The organism is Pedobacter ginsenosidimutans, assembly GCF_001442625.1.
Lineage (GTDB): Bacteria > Bacteroidota > Bacteroidia > Sphingobacteriales > Sphingobacteriaceae > Pedobacter > Pedobacter ginsenosidimutans.
In genome coordinates, this window is the sequence record NZ_LMZQ01000010.1 from 134,632 (window position 1) to 146,183 (window position 11,552).

The 11,552-nt window shown below is 36.3% G+C and carries 9 protein-coding genes; 3 read left to right on the forward strand and 6 right to left on the reverse strand.

Going from position 1 to position 11,552, the window contains the following annotated elements; all coding sequences use genetic code 11:
* The first annotated feature begins 41 nt into the window (after positions 1-41).
* Positions 42-1,928, forward strand: coding sequence for a molecular chaperone HtpG (htpG, locus tag ASU31_RS15130; RefSeq protein WP_209434997.1), 1,887 nt, complete (start codon positions 42-44; stop codon positions 1,926-1,928).
* 148 nt (positions 1,929-2,076) lie between these two features.
* Here the strand turns inward: htpG and ASU31_RS15135 are convergent, their stop codons facing one another.
* Together ASU31_RS15135 and ASU31_RS15140 are read right to left on the reverse strand one after the other, a co-directional pair.
* Positions 2,077-2,571, reverse strand: coding sequence for a type I restriction enzyme HsdR N-terminal domain-containing protein (locus tag ASU31_RS15135; protein ID WP_057933126.1), 495 nt, complete (start codon positions 2,569-2,571; stop codon positions 2,077-2,079).
* Between the two features lie 22 nt (positions 2,572-2,593).
* Entirely contained in the window at positions 2,594-2,968 is a 375-nt protein-coding gene (locus ASU31_RS15140) for a hypothetical protein (RefSeq protein ID WP_057933127.1), read from the reverse strand.
* A gap of 379 nt (positions 2,969-3,347) precedes the next feature.
* Here ASU31_RS15140 and ASU31_RS15145 point away from each other — a divergent pair, with 379 nt between their 5' ends.
* Positions 3,348-4,091 carry a LytR/AlgR family response regulator transcription factor gene (locus tag ASU31_RS15145; protein WP_057933128.1) on the forward strand — a complete coding sequence of 248 codons (744 nt, stop codon included), beginning with the start codon at positions 3,348-3,350 and terminating at the stop codon, positions 4,089-4,091.
* Between the two features lie 15 nt (positions 4,092-4,106).
* Here the strand turns inward: ASU31_RS15145 and ASU31_RS27525 are convergent, their stop codons facing one another.
* Positions 4,107-4,253: a hypothetical protein gene (locus ASU31_RS27525; protein ID WP_157258030.1), complete on the reverse strand. Its 147-nt coding sequence runs from the start codon at positions 4,251-4,253 to the stop codon at positions 4,107-4,109.
* Between the two features lie 144 nt (positions 4,254-4,397).
* On the opposite strand from ASU31_RS27525, the gene ASU31_RS15150 reads away from it, so the two are divergent.
* The gene (locus ASU31_RS15150; protein ID WP_057933129.1) at positions 4,398-5,513 is read left to right on the forward strand and encodes a sensor histidine kinase; all 1,116 of its coding nucleotides are present in this window, start codon (positions 4,398-4,400) and stop codon (positions 5,511-5,513) included.
* Here the strand turns inward: ASU31_RS15150 and ASU31_RS15155 are convergent.
* From ASU31_RS15155 to ASU31_RS15165, 3 genes are all read right to left on the reverse strand, one after another.
* Positions 5,510-8,308, reverse strand: coding sequence for a lantibiotic dehydratase (locus tag ASU31_RS15155; RefSeq protein WP_057933130.1), 2,799 nt, complete (start codon positions 8,306-8,308; stop codon positions 5,510-5,512). The two genes, ASU31_RS15150 and ASU31_RS15155, sit on opposite strands and share 4 nt — an antisense overlap.
* A 214-nt stretch (positions 8,309-8,522) precedes the next feature.
* Positions 8,523-10,523 (reverse strand): OmpA family protein, encoded by a 2,001-nt coding sequence (locus ASU31_RS15160; protein WP_057933131.1) that lies wholly within the window; start codon positions 10,521-10,523, stop codon positions 8,523-8,525.
* 8 nt (positions 10,524-10,531) lie between these two features.
* Entirely contained in the window at positions 10,532-11,533 is a 1,002-nt protein-coding gene (locus ASU31_RS15165; RefSeq protein ID WP_057933132.1) for a PorP/SprF family type IX secretion system membrane protein, read from the reverse strand.
* Positions 11,534-11,552 lie beyond the last annotated feature (19 nt).

Here is an 11,552-nt window from a genome sequence, read left to right on the forward strand (position 1 = left end):
CCCTTGTTATGCAGGATGTAGATTAAACAATTTATTTACATATGAGCATACAGGAAAAAGGAAATATCTCCATACATACCGAGAATATTTTCCCGATAATTAAGAAGTTTTTATACTCTGATAACGAAATTTTTCTTCGTGAGTTGGTTTCTAACGCAGTAGATGCAGTCCAGAAAATTAAAAGACTAGGTTCATTAGGTCAGTTTAATGGCGAAGTTGGTCAACCATTGGTACAAGTTGCGGTTGATAAGGATGCAAAAACCATTACCATTAGCGATAATGGTTTGGGGATGACAGCCGAAGAGATTAAAAAATACATTAACCAGGTTGCATTTTCTGGCGCAAGTGAGTTTGTAGAGAAATTTAAAGATGCTAAAGATGCCAATGAAATCATTGGTAAATTCGGTCTAGGTTTCTACTCGGCATTTATGGTTGCAGATTTAGTTGAGATTCAAACTTTATCATACCAGGATGGCGCTGAACCTGCACGTTGGGTTTGCGATGGCAGTACAGAATTTGAAATTACTGAAGGCACTAAAACTACACGTGGTACTGATATTATCCTCCATGTAAACAAAGATTCGGAAGAGTTTTTAGAAGAAAGTAAACTGCAGGAAATTCTTGATAAATACGCTAAGTTTTTACCGGTTCCAATTAAGTTTGGTACTAAAACAGAATCTGTTGAAGATGGCGTAGATGAAGAAGGTAAAGCGAAGTATAACGATGTTGAGGTTGATAACATTATCAACACCACCAACCCGATCTGGACAAAAGCTCCTGCAGATTTGTCAGACGAGGATTATTTAAACTTTTACCGCGAATTATATCCATTTAGTGAAGAACCATTATTCTGGATCCACTTAAATGTTGATTATCCTTTTAATTTAACAGGCGTACTGTATTTCCCTAAATTGAAAAACGATTTCGAAATGCAGCGCAACAAAATTAAATTGTACTCTCGCCAGGTATTTATTACCGATGAGGTTAAAGATATTGTTCCTGAGTTTTTGATGTTATTGCACGGTGTAATCGACTCTCCGGATATTCCTTTAAATGTATCTCGTAGTTTCTTACAGGCCGACAGCAACGTTAAAAAGATCAACAACTACATTACTAAAAAGGTTGCTGATAAATTAGGTGAGTTATTTGCTAAAGACCGTAAAGCTTACGAAGATAAATGGAAAGATATTGGCCTTTTTGTAAAATACGGGATGATCAGTGAAGAGAAGTTTTATGATAAAGCCAAAGATTTCGCTTTAGTTGGAAACACTAAAAATGAGCTTTTCACGCTTCCTGAGTATAAAGAGAAGGTAACAGCATTACAAACCGATAAGAACGGCACGGTTGTTTATTTATATACCAATGATGCCGCTAAGCAAGATGCGTTTATCCAATCGGCCAATAAAAAAGATTACGATGTTTTAGTATTGGATTCGCCAATCGACAATCACTTTATTAATCAATTGGAGCAAAAACTAGAGAAAACATCAATCAAACGTGTTGACTCAAGTGTTGCAGATAAATTAATTGAGAAAGATGAGCAGAACGAGCACGTTTTAACTGAAGATCAGGTAAAAGAAGTAACTGCAATTTTTGAAAAAGCCATTACCAAACCAGGTATGCATGTAGAAATTGTGGCTTTACACCCTGAAGAATTACCCGTTACCATTACCATGGATGAATTTATGCGCCGGATGAAAGATATGGCTGCAATGGGTGGCGGAATGGGCTTTTATGGCCAGATGCCAGACAACTACAAGGTTGCCATTAATGGAAACCATAAATTGGTTAGTAAAATTTTAAAAACTGAAGGAGAAGAGCAGCGCAACCTGGCTAAACAAGCGGTAGATTTAGCACTTTTAGCGCAGGGTATGTTAACTGGCGCAGAATTAACAGCTTTTGTAAGCAGAAGTGTAGAGCTGATTTAATCTGCAATACTTAAATTATATATTAAAGGGCGGAATCTGATCGATTTCGCCCTTTTGTTTTTAGGCTAAACTCACAAAAAAAGTCCCGATTAGGTCGGAACTTTTAGGTAAGAATTTTCGGGAACTCTTAGATTAAAATTAATATTGTTTAGCTTGCTATTGGCGCCTGCTTTTGATCTACATTGAAGTAGTCTTTATGGTCTTCGATCATTTTGGCAATCGTAGCCGCTTTAGTATCGGTTATTTTAAATTCGAACAATGGCTCTTGATTTTTCTTCGATCTCACCATTTTCTCTGTATAAAAGCGGTATACCAAACCATTGGTTAATAAACCATATTTGGCTTTTGTTTTACGGAAATACTTAGATAAGCGTGAATCATGGATATCTAAATTTTCAGCATGGTGTTTACATTCCACCAAAATTGTTGGTTCGCCATCTTTCATAATGGTGTAATCAACTTTTTTACTTTTTTTAACCCCGAAGTCTAGAACAGCTTCAGATTGAACCTCAGAAGGATCAAATCCTAAGATTTGGATAAAAGGCATAACTAACGCATTCCTTGTTAAATCTTCAGATTGAACTTGTGGAAGCATTTTCTTAATTCTTACGGCAAACTGCCCGATTTCGTCTTTCAATTCCATGATGTTATCTATTATTAGGTAGTTAATTTTTTAAATTGTATTGGTTAAATACCGAATTTGCAGTGATAATAATTTGATCTAAACTTTGTTTATCAAAAAAATTTCTGTTCAACATATCAATCATATAAGTCAATTTATTGATATCAGTTGCTCGCATGGTAAACTGAAAACTTTTCATACCATCTTTTATCGCCTGCTGAACGTAGTTACGAACAACCAGGAAAGATTTTCTGAATGCGTATTCGCCATCTAATTGGCCCTTAGCAAGGTTTTGTCCATCAAGATTGCTATATTCATTTTGCATTCTCTGGTACATATCTGCGTTGATTCCTTGATTTTTTAGAATCCCCTTGTAGTAGATTTTATTAAGTAAATACTCGTATTCGTTGTGTTTCATGTGGAGGCTTGGTAGATGTAGGGGAATGTTTCTTTGCTTTTCGGTATTTTTTGTTTTTTGGTTTTAATAAATCTTTAACCCAGTATTGTATGGCCTGTTTTTAATTTTATTATCTACAGGCTACACAAGATTGGGCAGGTAGATGTTTTTCACAATTAGTAGTTTTCACTGCTAATTATTTTGTTTTTGGCAAACAGTATAAAGATTATAAAAAGAAGGGGGCTGGATAATTTTTTTACATCAACTACCCAGAATATTACACGAAACCTGTGTTTTTTTTAGACGAAACCTGGGATAAGTTTTTTTGGCGCATTTGTTAATTCAATTCATTTTTATTTAACTTGCATTCAAATCAAATAAAACAAACATATTTATACTCATGAATCTAAAATGCGTTGTTATAGACGACGAGCAACATGCAATTGAAGTGTTAACTGACCACATTGCAGAAATGCCTGGTTTAACCGTTTTTAAAACTTTTACCAGCCCTGTCCAAGCACTTACTGAAATCAGTATTGAGGACGAAATTGATTTATTGTTTATGGATATTGATATGCCAGGAATCAATGGATTGGAACTGGCTAAAAATATCAGAGAAAAAGCAAAATATTTGATTTTTACTACTGCGCATCCGGATTATGCCTTGCAAGCATTTGATGTACAATCAGACCAGTACTTATTAAAACCTATTTCCTTTGCAAAATTTGCACTAGGTATTGACAGGATTTTAAAAAAGGAAGCAAATAATACCAAAGTGAGCACGAAAGAAGCTGATCAGGTAGCGGCACTTTATATTAAAGGCGACCATAAATATGCTTTTTCTAACATCGCTATTGATGAAATACTTTACATCAAAGCGCTACAGAATTATATACAGATTATTACTAAATCTGAAACCCACACTACCTACCTTACACTTAAGGAAATTGAAAAGGCCTTAGAAAACCACGCATTTATCCGTGTTAATAAATCGAACATTGTTGCTAAAGCGGCAATTAAAAAAGTAGATGGAAATATAATCCGTTTGGTAAATAACGAGATGATCCAAATTGGCGAAGGTTATAAAGAAGCTTTCTTCGCCTATGTACAGAGCAGTTTGTTAAAATCCAACAGAAACCAGTAGGATAGTAATATTAAATTAAAGTCCGAATATCCAGGTAGCATTTGTTACTACAGTTTGGCTTTGATCACCAGTTGGATGTGTTGAAAAATTGTTTTCAGCTTTGATATTTTTATAAACGAAAACAGTTTTTTTAGCAAGTTTAGTTGTGTGTTGAGCTTTCATGATATAATATTTAATGTGTGATTATTTATTGTTGTTATTAATTTCTGTAAAGGTGCAACTCAAAACACAACACAACTAGTTTTTTACACAAAACCCCATTTTTAGAAGATAAAAACCCGATTTTAATAGATAAAAAGCAATAAAATGATCTTTTTCAACCTCAAAAAATTCCTCCATAATTACAAACTTCATCTTTTTATTTGGGGTATTTACATCATTTATGAGGTATTTATACTTGGTTTAGTATCGAGGTCTTTCAGGCCAACTGGTGTTTACATTCTTATTTATCTTAGCAACATTACTGTATTTTATGTCCATGCTTTTTTTCTCAACAAACTCTTAAGTAATAAAAATTTAAAGTTAAAACCGGTAAAAATTTCGTTACTTATCATTCTCAATATTTGTGCGTATACTTTATTTAACTACTATTCTGGATTAGTATTTATAAAACTAGGTTTTATCAGGGTAAGCGGGCCAGTTCCATTCGACCGTGAATTTATTCTTCCCTGTACTTATCGCTCTCTATACTATATCGGCTTTGCAACGGGTTATGTTTATCTAATCAAATCATTTCAGGATCAGAAGAAAGTAGAAGCATTAGAGCGTCAGAACCTCGTTACGCAAATAGAGAAACAGGCTTTAGAGAACGACCTGGTACAATCGCAGAATAATTATCTGCGGAGTCAGATCAATCCACACTTTCTATTTAATACTTTAAACTTTATTTATAACGACGCCCGCAAAAAGGCACCTATGGCAGCAGATGCAATTATGAATCTGGCCGAAATGATGCGTTATGCCCTAAAACGTCCTGAAGCATCAGAAATGGTTCCACTAAGTGAAGAAATTGAGCAAATTGAGCACCTGATTAATCTGCATAAACTCCGAACGGCGAACACAATTAATCTGGAACTTGAGGTAACGGGCGATATGTTCGGATTAAGATTTCCACCGCTTATCTTATTAACTTTGGTTGAAAACATATTTAAGCATGGAAATGTTTCGCACTCAACTCAACAGGCCCTTATTAAAATTGCTTACCAAAAGGATAATCTTAGTATCACTACCATAAACATGATTAATGATAATAAGGGCAAACAGACAGAAAGCCATCATGTAGGGATTGACAATATTGGCAAGCGCCTTAGTAATTTTTACGGCAATGATTATTCATTCAAGTATTACAAAGACCCGCTTAACCGGTATATTACTGAAATAAATGTAACTGTTGTTAATCCTTTGGCCAGGTTAAACCGTTAAGCTTTCATTGCATTTTGACGCTGGATATCTTTTAGCAGAAAATAATACATAACCATTTCGTGGGTCCGCTGATCTTTGCTGAAAAGTCTATTTACGTGCATATGCATTAAATCGGTTAATAGCTTTAGTGCGTTTTCGGGAGCACATTGTTTAAGAATTTTGGTAAACGAATCCGAAAACTCATTGAACTCCCGCTCCTGATCTGTTGTTAACGCCGTCCATTCTGTTTTACGGAACTCCTGATAGTGGTTGTTTAATTGTTTAAAATCAGCAGCATCCAATCGATGTTCTTCATTAAAGGTATCAGACATTAACTTCACTATTTTATGGATAGCCAGCTTATCCAGAATGTTGGATTCGATAATCTTTGAGACCAAAAGGCTACACCCTTTATATTTGTTAAAATCATCAGCCTGGGTTGCTAAAAGTGATAATACAAATTCGCTGTCCAGCTCAAAATGCTGCTCAACATCTTCGATCATGTTACTTCCATAACGCTCTAACTCTCGCTTATAGGTTTTAATCTGTACATCAGACACCAAACCTGAATTTAAAAATAATTCCAGATCATCCATGAGTTTTGATGTTAACAGCTGCCCATCCCTTGGATTGTTTAGCTGAATCCTAAACCTGATGTGGTTTCCATTTTCATTGTAGCGGATAAAAAACCACGATTTGACCTGATCAGCATGCGTGGATATGAAGGGTGCGATTACTTCTGTCAGAATCTGATCGCTGCGTTGCTGATGGCAATAAATTTCGAAATACAGCCATTCTTTACCCGGCAGGAAAAATCGTGTTACCTCAGCATTTGCAGATGTTTTAGCCAAACCACGATAAATCTGTTCGCCATGACTTATACTTAAAACAAACTGAGCTAAATAGGGTTTAGTGGCTTCATCAACCACAATACTGTTTTGAGGCAGTAACACTTCTTCGATGTATGTACTTCCATGTTTTTGCAGGTATTGCAGAAAAGCATTTATATCATCGTCGTTTTGTAGGGCAAAGCATAATGTCTGATCGGATATACCTGCTTTAAAATATTCGCTAACGCCTAAATTGCTCAGATATGACCTACAGTTGGCGACAGAAAGCGACTTTTGACCGGCACCTAAAAGGGCTTCTTTTTTAACTCTCCATTTATTACTACTTAAAACTATATTTTGATACTGTAACCTTGGATAATAATCCAAATCAGGGAAAATAGTATCAAGTGGAAAGGAAAGATTTGTTTGTAAGCCTTGATGTTGCAAATCGCACAGTAACCTAAATACAGAAAGATCTGAACGGATGTAGTTGTACGCAGAAGCCATTCTTGGTACGAGCCGTTTATTTAAATGTTTAGAGCGAAGAATAATCTCTGTGCCCCGAATTGAAATCTGTATATCATTTAAGGCAAGTGGCGATGCTGAGGTATCAAAATTTAAGATTGATAATTGATGCCCATAAATCAGTTTTCGCCTGTTTACATTATCTACATTGGCCTCTACCATATAGGCCACATCAAAAAACAAAACCTCGGGGTTTGCTTGTTGTTCTGCGCCCGCTATGTCTTTAGCATATTGTGCTACATCATCGGCTGCCATTGTAAATCTTCCGCTTAATGCATTTGATGTTGCTCCACCTATCTGTTCGACAAAAATCAAATCGTCATGAACAGACATTACCATGCTAAATGAATTGGGTAAGGCTGCTAATTTCTGATTCGGCGTCAAGGTAAGTTTGTTCAGATAAACAGTTTTACCTTTTTCGAAGTTTTGTTCCGTCAGGAATGTTTTTAATGCTGTTTTAATATTTTCTGACCCCGCTTTTTTCAGCGGCTTAGTATTAAAGCGTGTGATAAACTCGCTGTTTTGACCAGCTTGCTCCAGCTCATCGTAGCCTACACCCATTTCTGGATCTAGTGCCAATAATAGTGGCACTTCCTGATCTTCGAATTTCTTTTTAAACCTGATCTGAAACTGGCTAAGGGCATCACGATCTTTTGCGGGCATTACACCATGGAGCATATTGATCAAACCTGGAATAGCCTGAAGCAAACGTTCATTAATACCACCAGATAATGCTGTGCGTTGCGCAATAAGATATTTTGGCAACTCAGCGGTAGCAGTGAGCCCTAAACGTTCAAAATAATCATCTCCTATAATATTAGGATCGTAATTAGTAAAAACAAGCTGTAAATCGTGCATATCCTGCAGCAAAGCAAACAGGTTTTCGGTTTCAGCATCATTTAAATTTAATTGTTTTACCAGATCGTTAAGCCTAATCGGCGTTAAGCAAGCAGACAATATTTGCTTTACAAAGTCGTCTTGATCTAACTCAGCAAGTTCAAAAACACCTTCGGTACAGGCTATATACCGGATACTGTTGGGCGTTAAATAATAACTAGTGTTACTAAATATTAGGCAGTTCTTTCGCAGCACTTCTGCCAATGGCAATTGAATATTATTCTTATAAGGCCAATCAACCAGTTCGCGTACCTTTTGGGCTTCTTCAACTATTATTCTGCTTTCTGATGATTTAATGGCATCGCTTAACAAACTAAAACCAGCAAAAGTGCCATAAGGGGTTGACCGGAATTTCGCACGGTTAAAATATTTCCAGATGGTAAAATAAATTTTAGGTGGAAGATCTTTAAGTTCGTTTGCCTTTACTTCTTTTATGGTTTCGTAAAATGTTGCAGAAGATATTGCTATTGCCGCTTTTAATTCCTCCCAGCAATCTACCAGTTCAGATTGATATGAAAATTTAGGTGTTCTAAAAATTACGGTTGGTTGAATATTAAGCTTCATTGAATTTAAATAGTGTGCGAAAATTACAAAGATTAATTTAGAAAGTTATCAATTGACAGCTTTCAGTTTGCAGTTCCATACGCACAATCCTTTAATAGTGCATTAAAAATTCAGGGGCGCATAGGTCCAGATTACAAATCCCCAACCAATTTAATATAAACTAAAAAGCCATCTTCCTTTTAGGAAGATGGCTTACCGGGATGTTAATTGAATTTTATTTTTTGGTTACTTTAAATTCTGTTCTTCTGTTTTTTGCTCTTCCTACGGGATTATCTTTTTTCTTGCGTTTCACTACGATTTCGTTTGGTGCAATCGGCATTGATTCTCCATAACCTTTAGAAGTCATTCTGGCAGCGGCAATTCCTTTACTTTCTAAATAGTCTGTACAAGATTTTGCTCTTCTGTTCGATAGATCTAAGTTGTACTCATCAGTTCCAATATTATCGGTATGAGAACCCAACTCGATTTCCATTTCAGGATTATCTTCCATAATCGGGATCAGGAAGTCTAATACTTTTTTAGAAGGCTCGGTAAGCTCGGCACTGTTAAATTCGTAATAAACGTTATCCAAAGCCATTGGGATACCTAATTTGAAAGGACTTAAGCAATAATCTTTATAAATCAAGGTATCTGCTTTTGCCAATTCTTCATAAGGATAGTTTTTAGTAATTGCGAAATAATTATCTTTCGCAAAAAGCAATTTGATTGGTCTTTTCGAATCTACCTTAAACCTATAAATACCGTCGGTACCAGTTGTAATTTTCTGAGCACCTTCTGCATTGGTAAGGGTTACATTTGCACCTGCTAAAGGCAATTTAGTTTTACAGTCAGTTAAAATACCTGCAATTGAGAAGTATTCTTTTTTCACTTCAAATACCTCTAGGCAGCATGATGATTCGCGATCAGAACTAATATATCCTTTTGTTCCCTTATCATCTGTTGCAGTGAAGTAAAGATCATCTTTTGATGAGTTAAATGGATAACCAGCATTCTTTGGCTTGGTCCAATCTACAAGATCACCTTCTGACTCAAAGAAATCGAGACCACCAAAACCTATTCTACCATCGGTACTGAACAATAACTTTTTGGTTAACGGATTATAGTATGGTGCACGTTCATCATCTTCAGTATTAATGGTTGGGCCAAAATTTACTGCCTGACCTAAAGATCCATCTTCGCGAACGGTACAATACCAAAGATCGTACTTACCATAACCACCGCTTCTATCAGACGAGAAAAGCAGGAATTTACCATCGCTGGTTACAAATGGTTGAGTTGAATTAAAATCTTTACTATTTACCTGTAAACCAACTGGTAGTGGATCGCCCCATTTATCACCTGTTTTTTTAGAAGAATAAATGGCATATTTTTCTTTATCCTTCCAAGCGGTAAAGTATACTGTATTTCCATCAGGAGTAAAAGTAGCAGCAGCAACTTCCATGTTTTTAGGGAGACTGATATCGATTTTTCTCACTGCAATATCAGCTGAAGTTAATTCGCCTTTGGCTGCATAAATATTATTAAGGAATGGATTGGTTTTAGTTGATACCTGAACTTCTCCAGCATCTGTTTTAACCATGTCTTTTTTACTACCTACAGCAACCGGACGGGATGAAGTAAAATACAACTCGTTGTTGATTTTAACAGGAGCATAATTAGAGCCCAAACCATTTACATTACCCGGCACTTTTTTAACCTGGACCATGCGTGGAAAACGCATTTCTTCGATTGCAAACTTACATGATTCGATTTCCTTTTGGGCATCTTTTACCAAAGCATCACCAGGATTTTTTTGGATAAACTGTTGAAAAGCATCGATAGCCAGGTTAAATTTTTTATTTGCCCTTAAGCTTTCTGCATAATAAAATAGCGCCTTTCTAAAACGCGTATTGGTAAAGGTGATCGCTATGGCATAATATTTTTCAGCCTCGTTAAATTCCCTATACAGCCTACTAGATTCTGCAAGGTTATAAATCGATCCTTCATAATCGTCTATCACTTTATCATCAGTCGCTGATTTCCTTTCCATACCGTAAGGTAAAATGGCCTGGGTACTATCTCCAGTAATTTTTAAGGCTTTTTTATAAAAAGTAGATGCTGCATAATAATCCTTATTTTCGAAATAAGTATCTGCAACCTTTTTATAATTCACCACATACTGTGCGTTTGCAAAACCGCCAAATGCCACTAACAAAAAGAGTAATATTTTTTTCATTTGATTAATTATAAACGTGGACAAAAGAAGTTTGGACCAATAAGACCGTTACGGCCAATTAAGGAAATCGAAAGCTCTAAACCACCGTTACTGTTAGAAGCGCGGTTGAAAGTAGAGGTATTAATATCGTAACTTAACCCGAAAACCATATTCTTTAACTGTAGGCCAACAAAGGCAATTGCAGCATCTTTATTACGGTAGTTACCACCAAACAAAATGTTTGCTGATGGATTAACGTTAAGCTGTGCATAAGCACCTAACGATACCTCGTTTGTGTTACCCTGGTACATAAACAATGCATTGGGCACAATATCCAATAACTCTGAAGCCTTAATCCGCGCACCACCATGTGCAGTAAATCGAACAGGAATACGTGAATTTGAACCAGAGAAACGATCCATGGGACGGGTTAAATGTGCTGCACTTGCGCCTAAGAAAACGTTTACACTTTTGTTGGGGTTACCATCAAAATACATGATACCTGCATTTACATCAGGAACCAAAGAGGATTGAGATGAAAGTGTTTCGCCGCTCATCATACCACCATCATAACCTGAAATTGGATTAAACTGGTTACCAAACCTGGCCTGAGAGAAATCGAAACTGCGGTTAATTACACCGGCTTGTAATCCAAAACTCACCATCTGTAAACCTTCGGCACCAAACCTTAAACGGTACGAACCGGATACCAGGGCAGACAGGTAGTTAAAATCTAACTCCCCTGCCCTTTGGTTTAAAATGGTTGCACCAAATGCAAAGTTCTTTTTCGGGGCCATATCGAACGATGCTCCACCTGTTAAGAAAGAACTGTTTAGTGCACTCCATTGTTGTTTAAAGTTTACAGTTGCACGATAATCGCCGTCTATTACCCCGGTTAAGGCCGGGTTAAGATATAACGGATTTGCATAATATTGTGAAAAATGCGGATCAGTTTGTGCAAAGGACTTAGCTGTACACAGCAGCAATCCTAGCACTGCAACATATATTTTTAAAGCCGATAGTATTTTCATGGTCTTTGATTTTATCTGT

Coding starts and splice junctions, on each gene's coding strand:
- htpG (WP_209434997.1), top strand. CDS start 42: ATGAGCATACAGGAAAAAGGAAATATCTCCATACATACCGAGAATATT.
- ASU31_RS15135 (WP_057933126.1), bottom strand. CDS start 2,571: ATGGAATTGAAAGACGAAATCGGGCAGTTTGCCGTAAGAATTAAGAAA.
- ASU31_RS15140 (WP_057933127.1), bottom strand. CDS start 2,968: ATGAAACACAACGAATACGAGTATTTACTTAATAAAATCTACTACAAG.
- ASU31_RS15145 (WP_057933128.1), top strand. CDS start 3,348: ATGAATCTAAAATGCGTTGTTATAGACGACGAGCAACATGCAATTGAA.
- ASU31_RS27525 (WP_157258030.1), bottom strand. CDS start 4,253: ATGAAAGCTCAACACACAACTAAACTTGCTAAAAAAACTGTTTTCGTT.
- ASU31_RS15150 (WP_057933129.1), top strand. CDS start 4,398: ATGATCTTTTTCAACCTCAAAAAATTCCTCCATAATTACAAACTTCAT.
- ASU31_RS15155 (WP_057933130.1), bottom strand. CDS start 8,308: ATGAAGCTTAATATTCAACCAACCGTAATTTTTAGAACACCTAAATTT.
- ASU31_RS15160 (WP_057933131.1), bottom strand. CDS start 10,523: ATGAAAAAAATATTACTCTTTTTGTTAGTGGCATTTGGCGGTTTTGCA.
- ASU31_RS15165 (WP_057933132.1), bottom strand. CDS start 11,533: ATGAAAATACTATCGGCTTTAAAAATATATGTTGCAGTGCTAGGATTG.